This window comes from Bradyrhizobium sp. BTAi1 (assembly GCF_000015165.1).
Taxonomy (GTDB): Bacteria; Pseudomonadota; Alphaproteobacteria; order Rhizobiales; family Xanthobacteraceae; genus Bradyrhizobium; species Bradyrhizobium denitrificans.
Genome location: NC_009485.1, coordinates 3,313,410 through 3,337,697, shown reverse-complemented (window position 1 = coordinate 3,337,697; position 24,288 = coordinate 3,313,410). Strand labels below are relative to the sequence as shown.

The following is a 24,288-nucleotide window of genomic DNA, read 5'->3' as shown; positions in this document are numbered from 1 at the left end:
GGAGTTTCACGATGATCCTGTCCCGCCGACGCCTGCTCGCCACCGCCGCCGCGGCCCTCGCCGCGCCCCATGTCATGACGTCCTCACGCGCCCGCGCCGCCACCTCGATCGTCGCCACCACCTACCCCGGCAGCTTCGACGAGGCGTTCCGCGCGGTGATGGGGCCGGCCTTCCAGAAGGCGAGCGGCGCCGACGTCACCTTCACGCCGCTGCTCGGCGTCGACCAGATCGGCAAGATCCAGGCATCGCGCAACGCCCCGCCCTTCGACGTCGTGCTGTTCGACGAGGGTCCGCTGATCCCGGCCATCGCCAGCGGCGTGATCGAAAAATTCCCGGCGGAAGCGTCCAAGAGCTTCACGCAGATCCCGCAGCCGTTCCGCCATCCCGACGGCTACGCGCCGGTCATCACCGTGCAGCTGATCGGCATCGCCTATAATCCGAAGAAGATCACCACGCCGCCGACCTCGTGGGAGGATCTGTGGAAGCCGGAATATAAAGGCCGCGTCGGCATCACCGGCATGGGCTCGAGCCTCGGCACCGCCTTCATGGTCGAGATCGCCAAGCTGAACGGCGGCTCGGAGACCAATCTGGAGCCGGCCTTCGAGGCGATCAAGAAGCTGTTGCCCAATGTCGGCGCCATCGCCGCCTCGCCCGGCGCGCTCGCCACCCTGTTCCAGCAGGGCGAGATCGATATCGCCTTCAATTTCTGGAACAATGTCGCGCTGCTCGCCGCCAAGGGCGTCGATATCGCCTTCGCCAAGCCGAAATCGGGCGCGGTCATCATCCGCTCCAGCGCGCAGATCGTGAAGAACAACCAGGATCCGAAGCTCGTGCTCGACTATCTCGACACGGTGATGTCGGCCGAGGCCCAGAAGGGCATCGAGGCGGCGCCCTGGGTGATGATGCCGACCAACAAGAACGTGGCGCTGACCGGCGCCAATCTGACGGTGGCCAAGAGCGTCGACGACCTCATCGCCAGCAACGTGCTGCTCGACTGGACGAAGTTCCAGCACATGCGCGGCGAATGGATCACGCGCTTCAACAAGGACGTCAAGATCTAGCATTCGGCATGTCGACACCGCGTCCCCCAGGAGAGCTCGCGCCGGCGCTGCCGCTGGCGCTGGTGTTTCTCGCCGCCTTCGTCCTGCCGCTGGTCGCGCTGGTCGCGATCAGCCTGTTCCGCACGCCCGCTTTTGCCGAACTGTCGCCGGCGCAATATCTGCGCTTTCTCGGTGACCCGTTCAGCCTGCGCGTGCTGGCGGACACCGTGATGCTTGGCCTCGAGGTCGCGCTGTGCGCGCTCGTGCTCGCCTACCCGCTGGCGCTGGTCTATGTCGCGAGCGGCCCATTGATCCGCACGGGCCTCATTTTCCTGATCCTGCTGCCGCTGCTCACCAGCACCGTGGTGCGCACCTTCGCCTGGATCGTCATCCTCGGCCGCGACGGCATCGTCAATTCGGCGATGCTGTCGCTCGGCCTGTGGGACAGTCCGGCCCGCCTGCTCTACAGTTGGGGCGGGCTGGTGCTGGCGCTGACCCAGATCCAGCTGCCGCTGATGGCGCTGCCCCTGATCAACAGCCTGCTGCGGCTCGACGGCAATCTGGCGCGGGCTGCCGAAGGTCTCGGCGCCGGCCGCGTCCGCGCGTTCGTCACCGTCATCCTGCCGCTGACACTGCCCGGCGCGATCGCGGGGCTCCTTCTGGTATTCGCCGCAGCCGCAACGGCCTTCATCACCCAGACGCTGATCGGCGGCGGCCGCATCATCCTGATGCCGAGCTACATCTATCAGCAGTCGATGGGCGTGCAGGACTGGCCGTTCGCCGCCGCGCTGTCCCTGATCTTCACCGCCGCGGTCATCGGCATCGTCGCCGCGATCGGCGCGCTGTCGCGCAGACTGACGCGAGGCCTCGATGCAGCGTGACCTCTCCGACCGGATCTATAGCGGCGTCGTCGGCGCGATCGCCGCGGCATCGGTGCTGCTGTTGCTGGCGCCGACGCTTGTCGTCCTGATCATCTCCCTCACATCTGGCATGACGCTGAAATTCCCCCCGCCAAGCTGGTCGGCGCGCTGGTATGTCGAGCTGTTCCGCTCGCCCGAGCTGCTCACGCCGGCCCTGACCAGCCTGCAAGTGGCGCTGTGGACGACATTGTTCTCGGCCGTGCTCGGCAGCGCCGCGGCGCTGGCGCTGGCCCGCAACCGATCGCGGATCGCGCGCCTGCTGGATGCGCTGTTCATGTCGCCGATGGTGCTGCCCGCGATGGCCTTCAGCCTCTCGCTGTTGCTGGTGTTCAACGTGATCGGCATCAGGCTGTCCTTTGCCACCTTGGTGCTCGGCCACACCATCGTCTGCGTGCCGTTCGTGATCCGCATGGTCGGCGCCGCCGTGCAGCAGCTCGATCCCGTGCTCGTCACCTGCTCGCTGAGCCTCGGCGCCAGCCGCTGGTACACCTTTCGCCGCATCACCTTGCCGCTGATCCGCCGCGGCATCGTCGCGGGCGGCCTGGTCGCTTTCCTGTCTTCCTTCGACAATGTGCCGGTGTCGCTGTTCCTGGCGGATGCCCGCACGGAGGTCCTGCCGATCAAGCTGTGGGCCATCCTCGAAGGCAGCCTCGACGTCCGCGTCGCCGCCGTCTCCGGCGTGATCGTGGTGCTCACCCTCATCGGACTTGTCTGCGCGGAGACGCTGGGCGGACTCAGCCGCAGCTTCGGAAAGAGCTCTTCATGACCATCATCCGTGACCTGCGCGGCTATGGCCGCCAGCGCCCCGACATCATCTGGCCGAACGGCGCCCGCGTGGCGGTGTCGCTGGTGATCAATTTCGAGGAAGGCGCCGAGCTCGCCGTCGAGCAGGGCGACGCCGACACCGAGCGTTATGGCGAGGTGCAGCCGACCCTGCCCTCCGGCATGCGCGATCTCGTGCAGGAGCAGGTGTTCGACTATGGCATGCGGGTCGGCCTGTGGCGCTTCCTCGACGCCTTTGCCGCGCAGCGCAGGCCGGCGACACTGATGATGTGCGGCCGTGCCGTCGAGCGCGTGCCGGATCTCGCGCGCATCGCCGTCGAGGCCGGGCATGAGCCGGCCGTGCATGGCTGGCGCTGGCTGCCGCACGCGCTCTATGCCGACGCCACCACCGAGCGCCGCGACATCGTCCGCACCCGCGACATCATTGCGCGCGCGACCGGCGTGACGCCGGTCGGCTTCATGACCCGCGGCAGCCAGAGCCCCTGGACACGCGACCTGCTCGGCGAGCTCGGCTTCACCTACGACTCCAACGCGCTCGACGACGACCTGCCCTACTGGACCTCAGCCGCGAACCGGCCGCTGCTGGTGCTGCCCTATGGCTTCGACACCAACGACATGAAGTTCTTCCATCCGAACGGCTTCGTGCAGCCCGAGGATTTTTCCGACTACGTCGCGGCCGCGCTGCGCACGCTGCTCGCCGAGTCCGATCGTGGCGCGGCGTCGATGCTGACGATCGGCTTTCATCTGCGGATCTCCGGCCGGCCGGCGCGGTTTGCGGCGGTCGGGGCCATCCTGGCGATGCTGGCGCGGCTGGGTGATCAGGTCTGGGTGGCGCGGCGCGCCGATATCGCCGCGCATTTCCGTGCGATCGTCGCCCCGCCGATGGGCCAGAGCCCGGCGCGCGCGGATCACCTGATGCTCATCGACAGTTCGACCTCGTCGCCGAACGGAACCGAGAGGTAGCCGTTCCCCGGCGCGCGGACATAAGCGAGATAGTCTGGACAATGATCCGCATTGTCGGCCACGATGAACGCGCCGGGGCTGAGCTTGCTCTCGAGCAAATCGAGAACATCGCGATAGAGCGGCTTGGCGCCGTCGAGCAGGACGAGATCGATCGCCTCGGGCAGATCGGCGCCGAGCGTCTGCAGCGCATCGCCCTCGCGGATCTCGACGAGATCGAGCAGGCCCCCCTCGGCGAGATGATGCTTGGCGCGGGCGATCTTCGACGGCTCGAACTCGGTGGTGATCAGCCGGCCGCCGCCATTGTCGCGCAGCGCCGCGGCAAGGAACAGCGTCGAGATCCCGAACGAGGTTCCGAACTCCACGATCCTGCGCGCCTCGAAGCTGCGCGCCAGCATGTAGAGCAGCACGCCGGTCTCGCGCGAGACCGGCAGCGGGAAATCCTTCAGCTGCGTATAGAGCTCGACATGGCCGGACTTGCTGCGCATCAGCGCTTCGCCGCGTTCGGCCATGCCGGCGAAGATCGGGCTCGTCTCCGGCCGCGCCAGCGCGGCTTCGGCGAGCAGTCGATCGAGCAGCGGTGCGAAAGGTTGGGTGGTCAGCGTGATCATGGTCATCTCCAGGGCGTTGGTGGCTCATTGCGTCCTGGTCAAAATACGAATAATCACTCGCGTTCGCTAATCGCATTCCGGAACGCCGCATGGCTCCTCGTCGAAAAGCCTCGATTTCCGCGCGAAAACAGCCACAACAGGCACGCTCGACCGATCTCGTCGCAGCCATCCTGGAGGCCGCTGTTCAGGTTTTGACGACCGAAGGCGCACAGCGTTTCACCACCGCCCGCGTCGCCGAGAAGGCCGGCGTCAGCGTCGGCTCGCTGTATCAGTACTTCCCCAACAAGGCCGCCATCCTGTTCCGGCTGCAGAGCGACGAGTGGCAGCAGACGACCCGCCTCCTGCACGGGATCCTGGAGGATACGAGCCGCCCGCCCCTGGTGAGGTTACGGGCGCTGGTTCATGCCTTCCTGCAATCGGAGTGCGACGAGGCCGCGATCCGCGGCGCGCTCGACGATGCCGCTCCGCTCTATCGCGACGCGCCCGAAGCGCGTCAGGCCACGGCCAGCGGCCGCCGCGCGCTGCTGGCTTTCATGCGCGAGGTCCTGCCCGACGCAGGAGAAGCCGACCGCGCGCGTGCAGCCGACCTGATCAAGGCGACGCTGAGCCAGGTCGGCAAGCATTTCTCGGAGACACCGCGCAACCGCGCCGAGATATCGGCCTATGCCGACGCGATGTCGGACATGTTCTGCGCGTATCTTTCCACGGCAAACAAGCCTCGCAGGCGCAAGGCCGGGTAGTCCTGCAGCCGGCGCATCTCCGATCAACGCCCTCACAGGATCCTCCGTCATGCACGGGCTGGTCCCGCGCATCCAACGGGGTCAGTGCCCGATAAGCAGCATATGCGTGACCCAGGCTTCCGCAAACACGCCGCACCCGAAAGCAGCTCGGATGTTGCAAAGTCGATTGCGGCATCGACTTGCTCCTCATATCCAATGATAGGTCGGATGGGGCTTGCTTCTTTGCGGGTGCCGTCCGTGTGGACCGGTAAGATCAATACCGAGAGGTCATCAGGTCCGAAACAGGAGGTCCGATCTGACCGGAGGATTCGCCGGTGCGGCAGGGCCAACATGCGCTCGCGAGGACGGACGATATGGTCGCAGTTGTCGCTGCGGCGCGGATCTGGGGAGGGAAGGTTTTCACATGACGGATGTCAGCCTTGTTGGTCAGCCACTCTGGCTGCGCATTCTGCAATTTCCGCTGACGCGCCTCATCGTCCTGGGATCTGTCTTGTTCTACTTCATGGGGTGGGCCCAGGCTCGCCTCGAGCAATTCCACGATTCACCCTTGTTGAACGCGGCCATCCAGATCATCCTGGGCCTGGCGGCGATCGGCGTGTACGTGGCCTATGGAAAACTCGTCGAACGCCGCGAGGTGACCGAGCTTTCGACGCCGGGGCTTGGCCGTGAATGGGCCATCGGCGCGCTGTGTGGCGCGGTCCTTTATACCGTGAGCGCCGTGGTCCTGATGCTGCTCGGCATCTACAAGGTCCAGGGATTCAACCCCTTGCTGTTCCTGCTTCCCAACCTGGCGTTGGCGATCAAGTCGGGAGTCTTCGAAGAGTTGGTTTTCCGCGGCGTCCTGATGCGATCGGTCGAGGACATGTTCGGAAGCTGGGTCGGGATCCTGGTCTCATCCCTCGCGTTCGGACTTGTTCATCTGCTGAACCCAGGAGCGACGCTGGGCGGGGCCATCTACATCTGCATCGAGGCCGGGCTGTTGCTGTCCGCGGCCTATCTCGTCACCCGCCGCCTGTGGATCTGCATGGGCTTCCACATGGCCTGGAACTACTTCCAATCGGCGGTCTTTTCCGGCGTCGTCTCGGGCGCCGTCAGCGATCCCGGCCTGCTGAAGGCCACCATCGAAGGACCGGAGCTGCTGACCGGGGGCTCGTTCGGGATGGAGCATTCGGTGGTCGCGCTGGTGGTCTGCACCACGGCCGGCGTGATCCTTCTGCTCATCGCCATCCGCCGGGGTCACCTGATGCCACCGATGTGGCAGCGCTGAGAGAGGGGCGCGTTTCATGACGGGCAGCGGGACCCACGGCCGCCGGGACGCGACGTCGACTCGATGACCAGCGCATCCAGATCTCCGCTGACGTGATGCAGCGTCGCGAATCGGCGACGAGCCGACACCGGACTCTCATCAGAGCCTGGAAGGTGTCTGTTAAGGGCGAGGAGCGGACGTGATAGAGCATTCTGATTGAGGTGTAGCTTGTAGCGTCCGAACAAACGGAAATTTCCGGTATTGGGCTAGATCGGCTGGAACATCAACCTGCGCGGTCATGGTGGCCTCGATCCTTTCCGGATATTCAGCCAACGATCGGCGTCGCCTCAACGTAGATCTAAAGCCTTTGCTCCTTGACCATTCTAATTGCTCGCTCGCAAAGCTGCCCATCTCCACTTACCCGACCGTAGAACGCGTTTCTCCGTCCGACCTCTAGTCGTTTAATGCTCACGAGGACTTGCGCTCGCTCCAATTCGTTGTGGACTTCGCCGTAACCGGCCTCCAAACGCTCCAGATCAGCCATCGATCCGTGGGTCTGTAAGATCAAGCGGCATACTGCCCTCAGATAGAACGCTCGCGCATTGTCGAAGGTTATGAGTCGGGCGACAGTAATCAACCCAACACTCGGTGGAGAGCCTAACGAGTGCAGCCATCGAAAAATCTGATAGACTTGATAGTCATACATGCAATCAGGCGACTGGAGAAAACTCTCAATTGGAGTAAAATCTCTTGGAAATGTTCCAACCGCGCCAATGTAGTCCAAGAGGGATTGGGTCTCTTGTGGTTGGGTTGCCAAGTGTTCAAGGCAATATGCCAATGCGTAGTCGTCGGATTGTGCTCGAAGGCGATTTATAAGAAAGTGAAATAGGGTTTTGTTGAATTTTCCAGGCGCATCTATAAACTTCTGACGGAAAACCTCTCGCACGACCTCCACTGGCGCATCATCCGGACTCACCTTGTCATCAAGGTCCTCTATCGTCATGTAGGGATTAATCGACTCCATTGTTTTAATGAGAAAGTCCCTATACTGCTTTTGTACGTCAGTTATTATCGGAGCGATACCCTCGATGATAGCTTTGGCTTCAGCTGCTGAAACGATTTCCGTCTTTGCCGACTGCAAATTTAGACCCCGTCGGCGGAGAGATCGGATCAGAGACATCAGTGCTTTTTTGCAAGCTGGTACGTCTGAACAAAAAATTCGTATGTCGTCCACGTAACGAATAAAGTCGACTTGCATGTCTGCCATGGCTTGGTCAATTGGGTTTAGGTAAACCTTGGCCAGCACATCCGAGGCGGAAAGTCCTTGTGGAACTCCGCGATTGGGCACGACAGCCCATCGATTCAGGCAGAGCTGAAGCAATTGGATTACGTCGCTATCAGCGCCGAGCGTTCTCAAGTCCGAAAACAGAACCGTCAAATCTATGTTTTCGTAGAATCCCGTAATGTCGGTAAGAACGACGTGAGCCGCGCCATTATCAATCCGCTCGACGCTGACTTTGCGAAATGCAGACCAGCCATTGAAGCGATTTGTGAACCACTCAACCCGCCGGACGCTCTCGGAAAGCCGATATGAAAAGTCGACCTTACCTTGAGACCAACCTAATCCGAGGTTGATAGCCGAAAGCAAGGCGCCAACTGCAGCTGCATACACCACGCGATCCTCAAGATTGAGGAGGGCTGCAGGACGAACTGCGCCATTTCCTTTAGGAATGTCCGCGATCACAGCAGAGTGGGGACGATATCCGGCGGCAATTTTTTCGCTAAGCTGACTCAGCCAAGTGGCCTGATCGGCATCAACCAACTCGATCTCCAAAGGAGACTCGATAAAAGAGCGTGCAGTATTTAGATCAGATTTCACTCGCTTGAGGGCGAGCTCGAGGTCCAACTTCTCAACCGGAAATGCCATTTTGCATTGCACGCGACCGTTGCGCTCCCTATCCCGGCTAAGAACTCCCGCCGCCGACTCTTTAATCTCCGAGCCGGACCAGAGAAGCGTATCTTGATCCGGGTTGCATAGGAAGCGGGCCTCAGAACGCGACGGGCCACAGCCTCTCTTGACCCGTAGCCGACGTCCGTTTTGGGCTGAATGCGGACGCCACGGGCTCATTTGCAGAGGTCTGCCTCAGCGACAGTCTGTCTTCCCGAATCGGATTGCTTCGTAGCTTCCGCCCCCCAATGGCGCCGACCTGCTCCGCCGCGCAAGACGGAAGCCTCAGGTGAAATCCGCTCATGAGCCGCCGTGCTTCGTTTCGGCCGGCTTTCTTCGCGCGTGCTCAAAAAAGCGAAATTCCCCCGCGATCTCAAGCTGATTTGCCCTGTCCAGTCCCGCCGTGGACAATATTCTTGTTTCTTTTTTTCAGAATTCATGATCTTATTTCCCCATCCCGCCCGATCGAGGGGCGCTTTCGCGAACGTCACGAAACGTTGGGTGGGATGCGATGGCCGGTTCTCGTCGCAGCGTGCGTCACGCATGCGGACGAACGAGGAGAGCCGGACGGCGAAGTCGCGTGGTCCTGATACTCCGACGCTAGTATCACGCGCTGATGCGCAAGCATCATGCGCAACGGTGGCCAGACAGCCCGGCGCACCGGGGAGATCGCGTATAAGCCGTAAGCCCATTGCGCAGGGAAGGCCGGATGCCGGCTGATCCTGTGGTAACCGCCGCGTGCTTTGCTTTTTGCACGCGGGCCATGGGCGTCAGTCGATGCCCGGCCTTCCCTGTGCCCTCTCCTCAGAGAGGGACGAACGGCAGACACATCTTGGACGCCTGGTGCGCCGCGAGCCTGCGGACGGCTGCCTCATCGGATTTCCCTCGGCAGGAAGACAGATTTTCTCGCGACAGACCCGAATGAAGAACTTTCCTCTCCATCCCGACCGATCTGCAAAATTGCGCAGGGAAACCGATCCTGCGAATGATCCGGCCAGATTTGCAGGCATCGGCTTTCAGGAGATTTCGCATGACATCCTCTTTCACCGGCCCGGCGCGCGGATCGCGCCCCCTGAGGCTGGCCCGCCGCAGCGTGATGATGATGGCCGTCGCCCTGCTCGGCGCCCTCGCCGCATCGCGCGCTGAAGCCGCAGAGACGCTGCGCATCGGCTATCAGAAATCCTCCACCTTGATCGCCCTGCTCAAGACCAATGGCGAGCTGGAAAAGGCGCTGGCGCCGCTCGACATCAAGGTGTCCTGGCACGAATTCTCCAGCGGCCTGCCGCTGCTCGAGGCGATCAACATCGGCAGCATCGATGTCGGCGCTGATGTCGCCGACACCGTGCCGGTGTTCGCGCAGGCCGCAGGCGCCAAGATCGCTTACGTCGCCGAGGAGGCCGCCTCCCCCTCCGCGCAGGCGATCCTGGTGTCGACCGCCTCGCCGATCAAGTCGCTGGCCGAACTCAAGGGCAGGAAGATCGCGGTGACCAAGGGCGCCGGCAGCCATTATCTGCTGCTCTCAGCGCTCGCCAAAGCGGGGCTGACCTTCAAGGACATCACCCCGGCCTATCTGCCGCCCGCCGACGGCCGCACCGCCTTCGTCAGCAACAATGTCGATGCCTGGGTGGCGTGGGATCCGTTCCTGACCAGCACCATCCGCCAATCCGGCGCGCGCGTGCTCACCGACGGCAGCGACGGGCTCGCCAGCTACAAGCGCTATTACCTCGCCTCGGCCGATTATGCCGCCAAGCGCGGCGACGTCCTCAACATCATCTATGGCAAGCTGGTCGAGACCGGCAAATGGGTCAAGGCCAATCCGGCCGCAGCGGCGAACCAGCTCGCCACGCTGTGGGGCATCGATGCGGCCACCGTCGAGGAGGCCAACAGCCACCGCTCCTACCAGGTCGGCACAGTCACCGCAGCCGGCCTCTCCGAGCAGCAGAAGATCGCCGACGCATTTCTGGCCGAGCGCGTGCTGCCCGCGAAGGTGGACACATCTGCGTTAGCGATCTGGACTCCGAAGGCGCCGTGAGCCAGAGAGGGAACCGAGGTTTGTGCTCTGCAGCGAAGCCGAGCACGAGGCCCGATGACGAGCCTGAATGAAGGAGCCCACCTTGACCGACCACCTCCCGCCGACCGACCGCACCACCGAGCACCCGGCCCACCGCCTGTTCGTCGACCGCTGGTCGCCGCGCGGCTTCACCGACGAGGCGCTGCCCGAGTCGGCGCTTCTCACCTTCATCGAAGCGGCGCGCTGGGCGCCCTCCTCGTATAATTCGCAGCCCTGGCGCTTCCTCTACGCGCTGCGCGGCTCGGCACAGTTCGACACCTTCCTGGCGCCGCTGATCGAGTTCAACCGCGGCTGGGCGCAGCATGCCGCTGCCATCGTCTACGTGCTGTCGAAGAAGACCTTCATCCCGGCCGGCAAGACCGAGCCGGTGCCGGCCCGCACACATTCCTTCGACGCCGGCGCCGCCTGGGCCAATTTCGCCAACCAGGCCGCCCTGTCCGGCTGGGCCACCCACGGCATGAGCGGCTTCGATGTCGCTGCCGCGCAGGCGGCGCTCGGCGTGCCCGATGATTTCGCGGTGGAGATCGCGATCGCCGTGGGCCGCAAGGGCGACGGCGAGAAGCTACCGGCGATGCTGAAGGAGCGTGAGAAGCCAAGCCCGCGGCTTTCGATCGCCGAGATCGCCGCGTCAGGCCTATTCCCGAAGAGCTTCGGCTGAAGCCGATCAGCCGGTTTCGGCTGGCTCCTCCTAGACGGGGTAACGGGCCGACCACCCGGGCGGCACGCGAACGCGCTCCCAAATAGCGCAGGAGTGAGCGTGCCGCTCGGGTGGTCGGCCCGTTACCCCATCTACGATCCTGTTGAAACGGGTGTGGGCGCGCCGCATCTCGAACCAGGAGGCCCCCGGCGCTACCCCAGCTCCCGACGCTGACGACCGCCGCAATCTGTGGCACAACATGCGACCCGCCTGAAGAGAGTTGCCCCGCATGCCGCCGCCGAAACCGCCTGCCTTCGAGACCCTGAGCCTGCATGCGGGCCAGCAGCCGGATCCCGCGACCGGCGCCCGCGCGGTGCCGATCTATCAGACCACGTCCTACGTGTTCGACGATACCGAGCACGCCGCCGCGCTGTTCAATCTCGAACGCGCCGGCCACATCTATACCCGCATCTCCAACCCGACCACAGCCGTGCTCGAAGAGCGGCTGGCCGCGCTCGAAGGCGGCGTCGGCGCGATCTGCACCGCGAGCGGCCAGGCCGCGCTCCATCTCGCCATCGCCACGCTGCTCAATGCCGGCGACCACATCGTCGCCTCGTCCTCGCTCTATGGCGGCACCATCAATCTGCTTGCCCACACTCTGCCGCGCTTCGGCATCACCACGAGCTTCGTCAAGCCGCGTGACCTCGACGGCTTCCGCGCCGCGATCCAGCCGAAGACCAAACTCGTCATCGGCGAGACGCTCGGCAATCCCGGCCTCGAGGTGCTGGACATTCCCAGGATCTCGGCCATCGCGCACGAAGCGGGCATTCCGCTCCTGATCGACAATACCTTCGCGACGCCCTATCTCAGCCAGCCGATCGCGCAAGGCGCCGATATCGTGATGCACTCGGCGACCAAATGGCTCGGCGGCCACGGCATCGCCATCGGCGGCGCCATCATCGATGGCGGCCGGTTCGACTGGCGTGCGTCCGGCAAGTTTCCGCAGCTCACCGAACCCTATGCCGGCTACCATGGCATCGTCTTCGACGAGCAGTTCGGCCCGGCCGCCTTCATCATGCGCGCCCGCACCGAGGGCCTGCGCGATTTCGGCGCCTGCCTGTCGCCGACCAACGCCTTCCATCTGCTGCAGGGCGTCGAGACCTTGCATCTGCGCATGGAGCGTCATGTCGCGAACACCAGCGCGGTGCTGGCCGCGCTGACGGCCAACAAGGCAGTCGACTGGGTGCTGCACCCGTCGCTGGAGACCCACCCGGATCATGCGCTGGCGAAGCAGCTGTTGCCGCGCGGCGCCGGCTCGATCATCTCGTTCGGCATCAAGGGCGGACGGCCTGCCGGGCGCAAATTCATCGAAAGCCTGAAGCTGATCAGCCATCTCGCCAATGTCGGCGACGCCAAGACCTTGGTAATCCATCCCGCCTCGACCACGCATCAGCAGATGGATGCGGCCCAGCTCGCTGCCGCCGGAATCGGCGAGGAGCTGATCCGGCTGTCGGTCGGCATCGAGGCGGTGTCAGACATCATCGACGATCTCGGACAGGCGCTGCGCGCCTCGCAGAAGGTGTGAGCGATGCAGCTGTCGATCAACGACCGCGACGTCTTCATTGCCACCGGCGGCCGCGCTTTCGAGCCCGCTTTGCCTGCCGTGGTCTTCGTGCATGGCGCAGGCTTCGATCATTCGGTCTGGGCGCTGCATAGCCGCTGGTTCGCCCATCACGGCTTTGCGGTGCTGGTGCCCGATCTGCCCGGCCATGGCCGCTCCGCCGGGCCGGCGCTGCCGACCATTGCCGCGATGGCCGACTGGATCGATGCGCTGTTGCACGCGGTGAATGCCAGGCCTGCGCATCTGATCGGCCATTCGATGGGCTCGCTGATCGCGCTGGATGCGGCGGCACGCCATCCGGAGCGCGTCTCGGCGCTCAGCCTGATCGGCACCGCGGCCACCATGACGGTCGGACCTGATCTCCTGAAGGCCGCGGAGGCCAATGATCACGCCGCCATCGACATGGTCTCGATCTGGGGCCTCGGCTTTGCGGCCGAACTCGGCGGCAGCCGGGCGCCCGGGCTGTGGATGCATGGCAGCGCGCAGGCGACCCTGGAGCGCTGCGCGCCCGGGGTCCTGTTCAACGATCTCGCCGCCTGCAACACCTATCAGGACGCTCTGACGTCGGCAGCCAAGATCAAGGTGCCGACTCGCCTCATCCTCGGCGAGAAGGACATGATGACGCCGGTCAAGGCCGGCAAGGCGCTGGCCGCGGCGATTGCACAATCGCGCACGATCGTGTTGCCCGGTGCGGGACATACGATGATGGCGGAATGCCCGGATGCGCTGCTCGATGCGTTGATCGATTAGTGGAGCGCGTGTGGTCGAGCCGGTGGTGTAGGTGGATCCGCAGCGGCCTCCCGCAGGGCCGCTGCGGCGTTGTGACCGCGATGCGACCTTGTGCCACCGATACGGCGGCAGCATGACGCGGAACGGGCAGTTGTGGCGGAACGTTGCTCCCAATATCTGAAGGTCAGAAAGGAGCACGCAGATGCAGCTGCGCAAACTTTTGACGATCGCCGCCATCGGCACCATCACACTGTCTGCCGTGACGCCATTGGCGGCGGCACCTTTGCTGCCGAACAATCCGGCCGCACCCGCCCGGGCCGTCGACGGCCTGCAGCAGGTGCAATACCGCCATTGGCGCGGCGGGCACGATTGGCATCCCGGCCTCGGTCGCCGTCACGGCTACCAATACGGCTACCGGCATCATCACCACGGCTCCGGCGCGGCCGTGCTTGGCGGCCTCGCGGCCGGCGCGATCATCGGCGGCGCCATTGCCAACAGCCGTGCGCAGGCCAGCGAGTCCCAGGTCTCCTGCGCGCAGCGTTATCGATCCTATGATCCGGCCTCGGGCACCTATCTTGGCAAAGACGGGCGCCGTCATGTCTGCCGGTAGAGGAACTCAGGCGTCGCCGCGTTCCTCGACACATGTGGCGCGACAATCGGTCCGCCTTGAGAACTGAAACCAGGCTTCTGTCGTTCGGTTTGAGCAAGACCCAACACCTCGGGAGAAATCAGAATGATGACCTTCAAGGCCGCCGCGACCATGGCTGCCGCCGGCGCGATCTCTTTGTCCACGCTGCAATCGGTCTCCGCAGCGCCGCTCACCGCGGTGTCAGCGGCCGCGAAACCGGCTGAAACCTCGCACGCCGTCCAGGTCGGCTATCGGGGCTGGCACCATGGTGGCTGGGGCGGCGGTGCGGCGATCGGAGCCGGCCTGCTGGCTGGTGCCGTGATCGGATCGGCGATTGCGGCACCGAACTATTATGGCGGCTATGCGCCCTACCCGTCATACGGTTACGGCGGCTACCGCTACGCAAGCTCCCCGTATTACGGCTATGGCGGCTACTACCCGGTGCACGCCTATCGTCCGTATTACGGCGGCTATGGCTACAGCTACGCGCCCCGCCCGGTCTATCGCAGCTATGGCTATTCCTATGGACCGCGGCCGTGGCGGCACAGCTACGGTTACTATCGCGGTCCGGGCTGGGGTCATCACCATGGCTGGCATGGCGGCCGTCACTTCGGCCACGGTCATGGCGTGATCCGCACCCATCATCATTGGTGACATGATCGCGTGAAGTCGTGGCAGCGGCGCGAGCGGTCGGTCCGCCGCACCGCTGCCATTCACTTCACGTGCCGTGCGCCGCGGACGATAATCCCTGCCGCGCTTCAATGATGCCGCGGTCAATCCGGGCGACCTCTGCTGCTGGAATCACATACTCTTCGTGATCGCGCCAGGCGAACACGACGAACGTCGCGAAGGCCCCTATTGCACCGAGCGCCACCATCCACCAGATGTGCCAGATCAACGCAAAGCCCATGATCGTGGCGAAGAAGGCGCAGACAAAGCCGGTGGGAGAATTTCTCGGCAGCTCAATGTCCTCATAGTCCCTTTCTCTGGTCTGGAGCTGCTGGTTTTTGGCGTTTTCCTTGATCCGCCAATACGCGTCCTGCCCGGTGACATTCGGCAGCACCGCGAAATTGAACACCGGCGGCGGCGACGATGTCGCCCATTCCAGCGAGCGGCCGTCCCAGGGGTCGCCGGTGGTGTCGCGCAGACGTTCCCGGTCGCGGATGCTGAACACGAGTTGGAGGATTTGAAGAACGACACCGATCGCGAGCAACGCCGTGCCGAAGGTCGCCGCCGCCAGCCAGGGCCGCCATTCGGCGACATCGTAGTGCTGCATGCGCCGGGTCATGCCGAGCAGCCCCACGACGTAGAGCGGCATGAAGGTCATGTAGAAGCCGATCAGGGTGAACCAGAAAGCCGCCTTGCCCCAGCTTTCATACAGACGGAAGCCGAACGCCTTCGGAAACCAGTAGGTGACGCCGGCAAAGACGCCGAACAGGACTCCGCCGATGATCACGTTGTGGAAGTGGGCCACCAGGAAAAGACTGTTGTGCAACAGGAAATCCGCCGGCGGCACCGCGACGAGCACCCCGGTCAATCCACCGATCATGAACGTGATCATGAAGCCGACCGACCACAGCATCGGCGTCGTGAACCGCACCCGGCCGCCATACATCGTGAACAGCCAATTGTAGATCTTCACCCCCGTGGGCACCGCGATGATCATGCTGGCAATGCCGAAGATCGCGTTGACGTCCGGCCCCGCGCCCATCGTGAAGAAATGATGCAGCCAGACCATGAAGGAGACGACGCAGATCGCCATCGTCGCCAGCACCATCGATCGATAGCCGAACAGCGATTTACTGGAGAACGTCGCAACCACTTCCGAGTAGATGCCGAAGGCCGGCAGCACCAGAATGTAGACCTCGGGATGGCCCCAGGCCCAGATCAGGTTCATGAACATCATCATGTTGCCGCCGGCCTCGTTGGTGAAGAAGTGGAAGCCGAAATAGCGATCGAGCATCAACATCGTCAGCGTCGCCGTCAGGATCGGAAACGCCGCAACGATCAGCAGATTGGCGGCCAGCGTGGTCCAGCAGAACATCGGCATGCGCAGATAGCTCATGCCCCGAGTACGCAGCTTGAGCACGGTCGTGACGAGGTTGATACCGCTGACGAGCGTCCCTACCCCGGAGATCTCGAGCGCCCAGATATAATAATCGACACCGACGCCAGGCGAATAGGTGAGCTCCGACAGCGGCGGGAACGGCAGCCAGCCGGTGCGGGCGAACTCGCCGACCACGAGCGAGACGTTGACCAGCAACGCACCGGTCGCGGTAAGCCAGAATCCCACGGAGTTCAGGGTCGGAAAGGCAACGTCGCGGACACCGAGTTGCAGCGGCACGACGAGATTCATCAGCCCGACCACGAACGGCATCGCCACGAAGAAAATCATGATCGTGCCATGCGCGGAAAAGATCTGGTTGTAATGCTCCGGCGGCAGGTAACCGTTGGAATGGAAAGCGACGGCCTGCTGCGTGCGCATCATGATGGCGTCAGTGCCGCCGCGCAGCAGCATGACGAAAGCGAGCAGGATGTACATCACCCCGATCCGCTTATGGTCGACGCTGGTGATCCATTCACGCCAGAGATAGGGGAAATACCCCTTGGCAAACACCCAGATGAGGACGCCCAGAATAGCAACCAGCACCAGACCGGCGGCGACGAGTGGAATGGGCTGGCCCAACGGTATCGCCGACCAATCGAGCTTGCCGAGCATGCAGCCTCCAGATCAACGGTGCGCGCGGGCGCGCGGCGCGGACGGTGGACGACGACGTGCGAGCAGCATCAATGCGATCCCGCCGATGCCGACAGCCAGTCCGATCCTGCTGAGTTGACCGGCCGGCGGCAGCTTCTTGCGGCCGAGCCAGCCGCCGCTCACCGCAGTGCCGGCCGCGATCGGTGCAAGCACCGCGCCGGTGCTGCGCGGCGCGCTGTTGGCTCGCGACAACAGAAAGCGGAACGCTGTGCTCATCAGTTGCTCGGTCGGGCGGCGGGCCAGCGCATAGGAAATCTGGCCGAGCCGTGCCGGCCAGCCGACAGCGACCTCGTCGCGCGGCGTCCGAACCAATTGCACGAACGTCTCAGCGACGTCCTCGGGGCGATACAGCAGCGGCCCCGGATCCAAGGTGCGGCCGGACACATTGGCGCCGTGGACAAAACCGGGCGTGTCCACCATGGCAGGAAATACACTGCAGACGTGAACATCCTTGTGAGCGGTGAGTTCCTGGCGCAGGCTGGCCGAGAAGCCACGCAGGCCGAACTTGCTTGCCGTATAGGCCGCGGCGAACGGTGTCGGCGCCCAGCCGCCCAACGAAATGTTGTTGATCAGGGTTCCCCGCCGCTGCCGCAGGAAGATGGGCAGCACCGCATAGGCGCCGTTCATCGTGCCGAGCAGATTCACCTCGACGGTCTTGCGATGCAGCGCCATATCGGCATCTTGATAAGGACCGAACACGCCGGTCCCTGCATTATTGATCCAGACATCGACGCCGCCGAACGTCCGCACAGCCTGTTCGGCCAATCGTTTGACCGCATCGGCGTCGGTGACGTCGGTGGCAACGGCGATGGCCCGGCCCCCGAGCGTCTCGCATTCGAGCGCCACATCCTTCAAGACATTCTCGCGCCGCGCAGCCAGCACGACACTTGCACCCTCGCGTGCCAAAGCGAGCGCCGTGGCACGGCCAATGCCGCTGGACGCGCCGGTGACCACGACGCGGGTTCCGCGCAGATCTCGCATCAGCCTGCGCGCTTCGGGGGCAGAATCCAGAAGCCAGCCAAGCGAGGCCCGCAATCGCTGCGTGCCGCCAGTATCGAACCAGCGGCCATGGGCAAAGATGACGCGCTCGGGCGCCAGCGTGATCAGCCGGGCCGCTGCAAGCCGGACGGCGCGGCCGCCGAGCCGCAACACCAACCTCAGATAGGCCGGAGCCTTGCCGTCCGGCGCCGTGATTCCGAGCAGACGCGCCACGGTGCGCCGCACCGCCCCGAGACCTTCCGGGGCCAGATTCTGCACGAGATCGGTCAGGATGAGCGTACGGCTGGGCCGGTGGAACAGCTCGACCTCCGAGAACAGCGGCGCAGAAATCAGCACGATCTGCAGATCCTGCGACCAGGCATCCGGCGTCACATCGGTCAGTTCGCGATCGATCCGCAGCCCGCTGCGGCGGACCTGCGCGCGCCGCGCAAGGCCCGGCGCGGCGTAAACTTGGGCATTCGGCAGGGCCGCCTGCCAGTCCCGAAGAAACATCCAATGCGCGACGTTCGGGGCGAGCAGATATTTGATTGGACCGAGCCGCTCCAGCTCCTCCCGCAAGGCGTGGGAAAATCGTGTTGGCGAATGCAGCAGCAGGTCACCGCTCGACAGCCGTATCACCACCATTCGAATTGGCAGCGGCACACCAGCGGCGCTGATGCGGCCGGCATCGACGATCCACACATTGTCTGCGACCGACCGCAAGCCATGGCCGGCGCTTCGAGGCTGAGTTGCTTGGTCCATGCGAGGTCCACCGACGGGTTGCCCGTCAACAAACCTCCGGGAGCCGTCATGGTTTCAATCGGCGGCGCTCAGGTTCCAGATATATGTGCTGCCTGGGTCGAGTAAGGGACAGTCAGGGATCGCCATGACCTCCCCGGATCAACGCAGGTAGCTTGCCAGGTTCAGGCTCTGGATCTTAGAGATGGCGGTATAGGACGCCGTGAGCTGGGCCTGATAGGTGGACAGCTGCGCCGTCACCGCAGCCACATCGACGCTGGTCAGGTCCGTCGCGAGGCTCTCGGCATAGCTCTTGAAATCGGTCTGCTCCGATTTCGCGCTCTCGATCCGAGAGGCGGCATCGGACAGCTTGGCCTGCACGGTTGCGACGTCGTCGACGGCCTGGTCCGCCAGCGTCAGCGCCGAGCTGATATCCGTGGACGACAGGGTCGAGCTGTTGGCGACGAATTTGAGCACCCGCATCACCTCCTCGAAGGCCGAATTGTCGGCCGTGACGCCATAGGTCACGGCCGCGCCTCCGGACACCCGAGCAGACGCAAGCTCGTCGTCACCTTTATAATAGCTGGTATCCGGTGTCGCCAGCGATCCCGCTCCGGAGGCGAACGTCGAGGTATCGACAGCGGCTGTCGACGTCCGTGCGCCACCGAACAGATATTGTCCGTCATATTGGGTGTTCAGAATGCCGGCCATCTGCTGCAGCAATTGCTGCGCCGAGCTGATCGCCGACGTGGTTCCGGTGCTGCTGCCGGAGCTGGCGGCGCTCAGGGCCGACCGCAGCTGGCTGACAATATCGGACACCTGCCCGACGGCGGAATACATCACCTGCACTTTGCTATCGGCCAAGGTCGCCGCATCGATATAGGACTGCGCGCGCGTGACCGACACCTGCAGATTCACCACATGCTGCGTATCGGCGCCATACCCGGCCAGGTACTCCGTCTTGAGCCCGGAGGCCTCTTGCACCTGCATATCGGCCATGGTGGCCTGCGTGCGCAGCGCGCTCGAAATCATCTGGTCGGAGTTTGCGAAGGTCGCGACCCGCATCGTCATGTTACACGCTCCGGATCAAGTCGATTGCACGGCAGTGAGCAGCGACGAGAACATGCTGTTGACCACGGAGATCAGCTGCGACGCCGCCGCGTATTTGTTTTGCAGCGAACTCACGCGCGCGGTCTCCTCGTCGATATTCACGCCCGACTGCGACGACAGCGAGCTCGCATAGCTGGCTTGGGCGGTCGATTTGGCAGTATAGTTACTCGACGCCTGGGTTGCCTTGCTTGCCACATTGGCGACGATCGCTGCGGCATAATCGGCGAACGAGCCGGTGGTCGCGCTCAGGCCTCCCGCAGACGAGAAGCTCGTCGAGCCGGTCAGCTTGTCATAGAGCTGGTTGATGATCGTGGCCGAGCCGGACGTCAGCACCTGGCTGCCGGTGGTCAATGTGGCCGAATTGTCGAGGGTTCCAGTCGGCAGTCCGGCGGCACCGCTGAGAATACTGCTGTCGACGGCGAAATTGGCGGCGCCTGTGCCGGTGACGAGGTCATTCATCCCGAAATACTCGGAAAAACCGCCCCCGCCGACCGAACTCGTCATGTCGTTGATCGCGATGCCGTTGGACGACGATGTCGCGCTGATCGACAGGTATCCGCTCGAATCGAGCGAGGCGGACACACCGGAAATGCCGTTGAGTGCCGTCACCAGATCGCCGACCGTGGCGTAGGACGACAGATCGAGGTCCTTGTACGAGACGAGATTGCCGCTCTGATCGGCTACCGCGATCCGCACCGTTCCGGACGCCGCCAGCGCGGTTGTACTGCTCACGCTGGCAGAGCCGGTCAGGCTGGTCGGCGGCGGAACCGCCGACGCGCCGTTGGTGATCGCGTTCAGCGCCGATTTCAGCTCCGTGGCAAGCTGATCAAGCTGCGTCTGCGTCGCCGGCAGGGTTTGGTCGCGCAACGTGATCAATGCGCCGATCTTGCCGGACGTGATCTGCGACGTGACATCCACGCCGTCGACCATGATGCCGCTGAAGCCGCCAGACGAATAGCTCGACGACGCCGAGACATTCGCGGACGCGGTATAGCTCAGCGTGTGCGCCGAGCTGTCGACGAGAGCACGCCCCGACGACGTATAGACCTGAAGGTCGCCGTTCGAGGCGGTATAGTAGCTGACGTTCATATAGGACGACAGGTCCTGCAGCGCGGAGTTGCGCTGGTCCTCGAGATCTGCCGTCGACTGCCCGGCCGCCGCCATCTTGCGGATCTGGACATTCAGATCCGCAATCTGCTGCAGATCATCGTTCACGCTTTTGACCGAGGAGGCGATGTCCTTGTCGGAATTCGCACGCAGACTCTGCACGCCGCTCGACGTGCTGCGCAGCTGACTCGCAAAGTCATCGAGCGCACTGACCGCGGCCGATTGCAGCGACACGCTGCTCGGCGAACTTGCCAGCGACGACAACGCCGATTCCAGCGATGCCAGCGCGTTCGCCAGCGACGTTCCGGTCGTCGAGGTCCCAGATGTCGACGCGCTGCCGAACAGCTGCTGCAGCTGCTCCAGATAGCTGTTGGTCGTGTCGGCGGCACCGAGCTCCGAATTGGCGCCGATCAGCGATTTCAGCAGCAGCTTGTCGACGTTGCTCGATATGCCGGTAATCGAAACGCCGGTTCCGACGCCGCCTGTAACGGTCGCGACCTGATTCGCCGACTTTTCCGTGTAGCCTTTGGTGTCGGCATTCGAGATATTCGACGACGCCACACTGATCTGCAGCTCCGTGGCGGAGATGCCGCTGAAGGCGACAAGACGGGCTATATCGAGCGACATCGTCCCCACTCCCCTCGAATTGCTTCAAGCTCTGACGTTGGTTCCGCAGGACGTCGCCCGCACCGTGCGCCGTCCACTCGCGCCATAGGGCGACACGTTCGCGATCTGCTCGCGGATCGCCTGCATCACGGCCTCGATGCGCCTGTTGCTCGCCTCGATGGCCGCGCGCAGCCGAACGAGGTTCTCATCCATCGCAAAGCGCAGGTTGAGAATATGCTCCAGGAGCTGCTCGCGCAGCACGCGGTCCTTTACGTCGAGCGCAGCGGTCCGCGCGGCGCACTCGGCCACCCGTTGCTCGAAGATGCCGGCCAGCCTGTTCTTGTCGTCGAGCTGCTTCGATCGCGACGCGGGCAGCCCCTTGGCGAGCTCGACATTCTCCTCCGCAACGACCGCGATCAATTCGTCGATCAGCGCAATCAAGGCCCGGACCTCGTCCTCGCTTGCGGCCGTTTGAGGAACCTCAACCTTCTGTCTCATGCTGTCGCTCCAATCTCAATGCTCACGCGGCGGACGTCGGCCCGCCTGGGCGACGCGCGCGTAGGTGTTCAGGGCGGTGACGCGGACCGCGGCGATCCGAAACTCTTCCTCGAGCTGCGCGCATTCGCGCAACAGCTTGCGTCGGATCGCCTCGATATCGTCCATCAGCGCCAGAAGCTGCGCGCGGTCATCCTTGCCAGCAGCAGCCGCGCGCAGCTTCAGCCGCCGCAGCTTCTTCAACAGCGCCTCGCCCTCGCCGAGCCGCTCCCTCTTCACGTCGGCCATGCTCACCTCATCGACGAGATCAGGGTGTCGTACATCTTGTTGACGGCCGAAATCACCTGCGAGGCAGCCGAATAGGCCTGCTGAGCCGAGATCATGTTGCTGAACTGACCGGTGGTGTCCGTCGTGCTGGATTCAAGCTCGCTGCCATAGATGGTTCCCGCCCCGTTCTCGCCCGACGCCTGCAAGGTCGCATTTCCCGACGTCGCAGTAGCGGTGTACATGCCGTTCGAATGCGCAACGAGACCGTTCGGATCAGCGAAAGTCGCCACCGCGATCTTGTAGATCGGAACGGTTTGGCCGTTGGAATAGGTCGCCTCGACGAGGCCGTTCTTGCCGACCGAAATGCTGCTCAGCGTACCGAAGGATATGCCGTCGGAATTGGCGCTGAAGTTGGACACGCTGGGTGTTGTGCTTCCGGACGCCAGCTGGGTCAGACCGTCGGTACCGCCCCCGGTGGTCCCGAAGCTGAGCGCGATCGAGCTCGCCGCAGCGCCGTTGTTCCAGGTGATGCCGAGATTGGTCGAGGAGACGGTGCTGAGCGAACCGTCGGAATTGAAATTGATCGTATAGGTGCCGCTGGTGACCGTGCCGTCGGATGCAGTGGCTGGCGCGAAGCTGGCGGTCCATTCATTCGCCGTTGTCCCCTTGGTCCAGGTGACGTTGAGCGTATGCGATTGCCCCAGCGAGTCGTACACGGTCATCGAGCTGCTGAACGTGTCGCCGCTGGCTGCATCGGCCGGCAGGTTGGCTGCGAGCGAGGTCTTGGTGGTCGCTCCGCCATTGGTCAACGCCACCTTGGTGTTGACCGGCTCCAGGCCGCTGCCGACGACATTGCCGCTCGCATCGGTCCGCCAGCCTTCGAGATAATAGCCGTTGTTCTCGAGATAGCCGGCATTGTCGGTGGTGAAGGCGCCATTGCGTGTATAGAAGGTCTCGCCGCCGGCCGAGGTGGAGTCAGTTGCGACGAAGAAGCCGGAGCCCTGAATTGCGACGTCGGTCGCGTTCGTGGTGGTAGCCAGGAGTCCCTGCTGAGTGATGTTTGTTCGGCTGGAGACAGACACGCCGCCGGAGGAATAGGCCTTCGAGTTGCTCGAGGCGGTCACAAGCTGCTCGAACAGGCCAGACGTCGTCTTGTAGCCGGTCGTGTCGGCGTTGGAGATGTTGTCGCTGATCATGGCTAGCGACGAGCTCTGCGCGTTCAGCGCCGAGATGGCCGAGGACAGGGCTCCAGAGAGACTCATGATTTTACTCCGAATGACACGTCAGGAGGTGACGCCGATGATGTTGCTCGCACTGACCGGAACGCCACCGACGGTGAGCGACGGCGTGCTGGTCGAGGTATCGATGCCGGTCACCGTGCCGGTGATCGTCGTGTAGTTGAGGACCGAATTGCCCGCGGAGTCGGTTGCGGTGACGGAGATCGTGTATTGGCCGCCGTCGCTCAGCTGGTTGCCTTGAGAATCGGTGCCATCCCAGGTGATCGAGTTCGCCCCTTTGTTTCCGGTCCCCGTCCCGGTCCACACCGTGTTTCCTGAGGAGTCCTTGATCGAGATCGAGACGTTCGATGCGGCCGAGGACAGCGAGTAGCCGAAGGTGGCGGAGCCGTTGGAGAGAACGGCGGTGTCCGTTTTTGCCTCGACGGTGTGACCGATGTAGTTGACGGAGTTCAGCGTCACCAGGCTCGAGAACGAGCTGGCGAGGGAGTTCATGCTGGTGTTGAGCGACTGCTGTGACGTGTAGTTGGCATAAGACGTCATCTGGTTGACGAAGTCGGTCACGCTCGTTGCATTCAGCGGATCCTGGTTCTGCAGCTCGCTCACGAGCAGCTGAAGGAAGTCGCTGGAGCTCAACGTCGTCCGAGACGAGTCGCTCGTTGATGAGGTCGATGAGGTGGTCGTTGCAGACGAACTCGCCGCAGAAACGGTCATGATAGAACTCCGGCTCTCACCGATCGGCGCGGTGGGACACAGCTCACGCCCGAACGTCGTCGGGGCGTCTGCTGATCAAACGGCCGTCGCGCCAAATTCAGGCGCGCAAAATGAGAGGGAATTATTTGATCTCACGGCAGAATTTGCCGCCGCTCAGTTGTGCAAGGGCGGCAAAAAACGCCGGGCGCAGCGGCGCGGCTGACAGGACCTGATCGGCCGGCGAGAGGGACGGTCGGGTCGCTGCTCGTGTTCGACAGCGGACACAGCATGCGATCATGTTCGCAGACAGGTCTCAGGCACCGCCGAACAACCGCGACGGCGAACGCCTGCGCCGGCAGCGGCGCAC

23 protein-coding genes are annotated in these 24,288 nt (G+C 63.6%); 13 read left to right on the top strand and 10 right to left on the bottom strand.

Annotation, left to right across the window (positions count from 1 at the left end):
- Positions 1-11 precede the first annotated feature (11 nt).
- Genes BBTA_RS14895 through BBTA_RS14880 form a run of 4 tightly spaced genes read left to right on the top strand, consistent with a single transcriptional unit; the run spans position 12 to position 3,706 of the window.
- Complete coding sequence (locus tag BBTA_RS14895; protein ID WP_012043317.1) at positions 12-1,061, top strand: ABC transporter substrate-binding protein; 1,050 nt, start codon at positions 12-14, stop codon at positions 1,059-1,061.
- Between the two features lie 8 nt (positions 1,062-1,069).
- Positions 1,070-1,921, top strand: a complete 852-nt coding sequence (locus BBTA_RS14890; RefSeq protein WP_012043316.1) for an ABC transporter permease — start codon at positions 1,070-1,072, stop codon at positions 1,919-1,921.
- Positions 1,911-2,726, top strand: coding sequence for an ABC transporter permease (locus BBTA_RS14885; RefSeq protein ID WP_012043315.1), 816 nt, complete (start codon positions 1,911-1,913; stop codon positions 2,724-2,726). Before BBTA_RS14890 ends, BBTA_RS14885 begins: the two co-directional genes overlap by 11 nt.
- Positions 2,723-3,706 (top strand): polysaccharide deacetylase family protein, encoded by a 984-nt coding sequence (locus BBTA_RS14880; RefSeq protein ID WP_012043314.1) that lies wholly within the window; start codon positions 2,723-2,725, stop codon positions 3,704-3,706. The genes BBTA_RS14885 and BBTA_RS14880 overlap by 4 nt, the downstream gene beginning before the upstream one ends.
- On the opposite strand, the gene BBTA_RS14875 is transcribed toward BBTA_RS14880, so the two are convergent.
- Positions 3,652-4,314, bottom strand: coding sequence for an O-methyltransferase (locus tag BBTA_RS14875; protein WP_012043313.1), 663 nt, complete (start codon positions 4,312-4,314; stop codon positions 3,652-3,654). The genes BBTA_RS14880 and BBTA_RS14875 overlap by 55 nt on opposite strands.
- Positions 4,315-4,403: 89 nt before the next feature.
- Here BBTA_RS14875 and BBTA_RS14870 point away from each other — a divergent pair, with 89 nt between their 5' ends.
- Both BBTA_RS14870 and BBTA_RS14865 read left to right on the top strand, forming a co-directional pair.
- Positions 4,404-5,054 (top strand): TetR family transcriptional regulator, encoded by a 651-nt coding sequence (locus BBTA_RS14870; RefSeq protein ID WP_012043312.1) that lies wholly within the window; start codon positions 4,404-4,406, stop codon positions 5,052-5,054.
- 403 nt (positions 5,055-5,457) lie between these two features.
- The gene (locus BBTA_RS14865; protein WP_012043311.1) at positions 5,458-6,321 is read left to right on the top strand and encodes a CPBP family intramembrane glutamic endopeptidase; all 864 of its coding nucleotides are present in this window, start codon (positions 5,458-5,460) and stop codon (positions 6,319-6,321) included.
- Positions 6,322-6,658: 337 nt separating this feature from the next.
- On the opposite strand, the gene BBTA_RS14860 is transcribed toward BBTA_RS14865, so the two are convergent.
- On the bottom strand, positions 6,659-8,227 hold the full coding sequence (locus tag BBTA_RS14860; protein ID WP_041750649.1) for an RNA-directed DNA polymerase: 1,569 nt from the start codon (positions 8,225-8,227) through the stop codon (positions 6,659-6,661).
- Positions 8,228-9,350: 1,123 nt separating this feature from the next.
- Between BBTA_RS14860 and BBTA_RS14855 the strand changes: the two genes are divergently transcribed.
- The 6 genes from BBTA_RS14855 (at position 9,351) to BBTA_RS14830 (ending at position 14,588) form a co-directional block, all read left to right on the top strand.
- A complete protein-coding gene (locus BBTA_RS14855; protein WP_012043309.1) occupies positions 9,351-10,280 on the top strand; it encodes an aliphatic sulfonate ABC transporter substrate-binding protein in 930 nt (309 codons plus the stop codon).
- Between the two features lie 82 nt (positions 10,281-10,362).
- Positions 10,363-10,977, top strand: a complete 615-nt coding sequence (locus BBTA_RS14850) for a nitroreductase family protein (protein ID WP_012043308.1) — start codon at positions 10,363-10,365, stop codon at positions 10,975-10,977.
- Between the two features lie 268 nt (positions 10,978-11,245).
- On the top strand, positions 11,246-12,541 hold the full coding sequence (locus BBTA_RS14845; RefSeq protein ID WP_012043307.1) for an O-acetylhomoserine aminocarboxypropyltransferase: 1,296 nt from the start codon (positions 11,246-11,248) through the stop codon (positions 12,539-12,541).
- 3 nt (positions 12,542-12,544) lie between these two features.
- Positions 12,545-13,327 (top strand): alpha/beta fold hydrolase, encoded by a 783-nt coding sequence (locus BBTA_RS14840; RefSeq protein WP_012043306.1) that lies wholly within the window; start codon positions 12,545-12,547, stop codon positions 13,325-13,327.
- 181 nt (positions 13,328-13,508) lie between these two features.
- The gene (locus tag BBTA_RS14835) at positions 13,509-13,916 is read left to right on the top strand and encodes a BA14K family protein (RefSeq protein ID WP_012043305.1); all 408 of its coding nucleotides are present in this window, start codon (positions 13,509-13,511) and stop codon (positions 13,914-13,916) included.
- A gap of 123 nt (positions 13,917-14,039) precedes the next feature.
- A complete protein-coding gene (locus BBTA_RS14830) occupies positions 14,040-14,588 on the top strand; it encodes a hypothetical protein (protein ID WP_012043304.1) in 549 nt (182 codons plus the stop codon).
- Positions 14,589-14,652: 64 nt separating this feature from the next.
- On the opposite strand, the gene cyoB is transcribed toward BBTA_RS14830, so the two are convergent.
- The 8 genes from cyoB to BBTA_RS14790 form a co-directional block, all read right to left on the bottom strand.
- Complete coding sequence (gene cyoB / locus BBTA_RS14825) at positions 14,653-16,653, bottom strand: cytochrome o ubiquinol oxidase subunit I (protein ID WP_012043303.1); 2,001 nt, start codon at positions 16,651-16,653, stop codon at positions 14,653-14,655.
- 12 nt (positions 16,654-16,665) lie between these two features.
- Complete coding sequence (locus BBTA_RS14820) at positions 16,666-18,432, bottom strand: SDR family oxidoreductase (protein ID WP_041750647.1); 1,767 nt, start codon at positions 18,430-18,432, stop codon at positions 16,666-16,668.
- 138 nt (positions 18,433-18,570) lie between these two features.
- On the bottom strand, positions 18,571-19,479 hold the full coding sequence (locus BBTA_RS14815) for a flagellin (protein ID WP_012043301.1): 909 nt from the start codon (positions 19,477-19,479) through the stop codon (positions 18,571-18,573).
- Positions 19,480-19,494: 15 nt separating this feature from the next.
- On the bottom strand, positions 19,495-21,252 hold the full coding sequence (flgK, locus tag BBTA_RS14810) for a flagellar hook-associated protein FlgK (RefSeq protein ID WP_012043300.1): 1,758 nt from the start codon (positions 21,250-21,252) through the stop codon (positions 19,495-19,497).
- A 24-nt stretch (positions 21,253-21,276) separates the two neighbouring features.
- A complete protein-coding gene (locus BBTA_RS14805) occupies positions 21,277-21,729 on the bottom strand; it encodes a hypothetical protein (RefSeq protein ID WP_012043299.1) in 453 nt (150 codons plus the stop codon).
- A 15-nt stretch (positions 21,730-21,744) separates the two neighbouring features.
- A complete protein-coding gene (locus tag BBTA_RS14800; RefSeq protein ID WP_012043298.1) occupies positions 21,745-22,014 on the bottom strand; it encodes a hypothetical protein in 270 nt (89 codons plus the stop codon).
- 2 nt (positions 22,015-22,016) lie between these two features.
- Positions 22,017-23,255 carry a flagellar hook protein FlgE gene (gene flgE, locus BBTA_RS14795; RefSeq protein WP_012043297.1) on the bottom strand — a complete coding sequence of 413 codons (1,239 nt, stop codon included), beginning with the start codon at positions 23,253-23,255 and terminating at the stop codon, positions 22,017-22,019.
- 21 nt (positions 23,256-23,276) lie between these two features.
- The gene (locus BBTA_RS14790) at positions 23,277-23,942 is read right to left on the bottom strand and encodes a flagellar hook assembly protein FlgD (RefSeq protein ID WP_012043296.1); all 666 of its coding nucleotides are present in this window, start codon (positions 23,940-23,942) and stop codon (positions 23,277-23,279) included.
- Here BBTA_RS14790 and BBTA_RS40745 point away from each other — a divergent pair.
- Positions 23,905-24,144 (top strand): hypothetical protein, encoded by a 240-nt coding sequence (locus BBTA_RS40745; RefSeq protein ID WP_168167851.1) that lies wholly within the window; start codon positions 23,905-23,907, stop codon positions 24,142-24,144. The genes BBTA_RS14790 and BBTA_RS40745 overlap by 38 nt on opposite strands.
- The last annotated feature ends 144 nt before the right edge of the window (positions 24,145-24,288 follow it).

Bases quoted from the DNA above. Each gene is read 5' to 3' on its own strand.
- BBTA_RS14890 (WP_012043316.1), top strand. From the start codon at position 1,070: ATGTCGACACCGCGTCCCCCAGGAGAGCTCGCGCCGGCGCTGCCGCTG.
- BBTA_RS14815 (WP_012043301.1), bottom strand. From the start codon at position 19,479: ATGACGATGCGGGTCGCGACCTTCGCAAACTCCGACCAGATGATTTCG.
- BBTA_RS14835 (WP_012043305.1), top strand. From the start codon at position 13,509: ATGCAGCTGCGCAAACTTTTGACGATCGCCGCCATCGGCACCATCACA.
- BBTA_RS14805 (WP_012043299.1), bottom strand. From the start codon at position 21,729: ATGAGACAGAAGGTTGAGGTTCCTCAAACGGCCGCAAGCGAGGACGAG.
- BBTA_RS14820 (WP_041750647.1), bottom strand. From the start codon at position 18,432: ATGGACCAAGCAACTCAGCCTCGAAGCGCCGGCCATGGCTTGCGGTCG.
- BBTA_RS14880 (WP_012043314.1), top strand. From the start codon at position 2,723: ATGACCATCATCCGTGACCTGCGCGGCTATGGCCGCCAGCGCCCCGAC.
- BBTA_RS14865 (WP_012043311.1), top strand. From the start codon at position 5,458: ATGACGGATGTCAGCCTTGTTGGTCAGCCACTCTGGCTGCGCATTCTG.
- flgK (WP_012043300.1), bottom strand. From the start codon at position 21,252: ATGTCGCTCGATATAGCCCGTCTTGTCGCCTTCAGCGGCATCTCCGCC.
- cyoB (WP_012043303.1), bottom strand. From the start codon at position 16,653: ATGCTCGGCAAGCTCGATTGGTCGGCGATACCGTTGGGCCAGCCCATT.
- BBTA_RS14840 (WP_012043306.1), top strand. From the start codon at position 12,545: ATGCAGCTGTCGATCAACGACCGCGACGTCTTCATTGCCACCGGCGGC.
- BBTA_RS14870 (WP_012043312.1), top strand. From the start codon at position 4,404: ATGGCTCCTCGTCGAAAAGCCTCGATTTCCGCGCGAAAACAGCCACAA.
- BBTA_RS14855 (WP_012043309.1), top strand. From the start codon at position 9,351: ATGGCCGTCGCCCTGCTCGGCGCCCTCGCCGCATCGCGCGCTGAAGCC.
- BBTA_RS14830 (WP_012043304.1), top strand. From the start codon at position 14,040: ATGATGACCTTCAAGGCCGCCGCGACCATGGCTGCCGCCGGCGCGATC.
- BBTA_RS14860 (WP_041750649.1), bottom strand. From the start codon at position 8,227: ATGGCATTTCCGGTTGAGAAGTTGGACCTCGAGCTCGCCCTCAAGCGA.
- BBTA_RS14885 (WP_012043315.1), top strand. From the start codon at position 1,911: ATGCAGCGTGACCTCTCCGACCGGATCTATAGCGGCGTCGTCGGCGCG.
- BBTA_RS14800 (WP_012043298.1), bottom strand. From the start codon at position 22,014: ATGGCCGACGTGAAGAGGGAGCGGCTCGGCGAGGGCGAGGCGCTGTTG.
- BBTA_RS14875 (WP_012043313.1), bottom strand. From the start codon at position 4,314: ATGATCACGCTGACCACCCAACCTTTCGCACCGCTGCTCGATCGACTG.
- BBTA_RS14790 (WP_012043296.1), bottom strand. From the start codon at position 23,942: ATGACCGTTTCTGCGGCGAGTTCGTCTGCAACGACCACCTCATCGACC.
- BBTA_RS14895 (WP_012043317.1), top strand. From the start codon at position 12: ATGATCCTGTCCCGCCGACGCCTGCTCGCCACCGCCGCCGCGGCCCTC.
- BBTA_RS14845 (WP_012043307.1), top strand. From the start codon at position 11,246: ATGCCGCCGCCGAAACCGCCTGCCTTCGAGACCCTGAGCCTGCATGCG.
- flgE (WP_012043297.1), bottom strand. From the start codon at position 23,255: ATGAGTCTCTCTGGAGCCCTGTCCTCGGCCATCTCGGCGCTGAACGCG.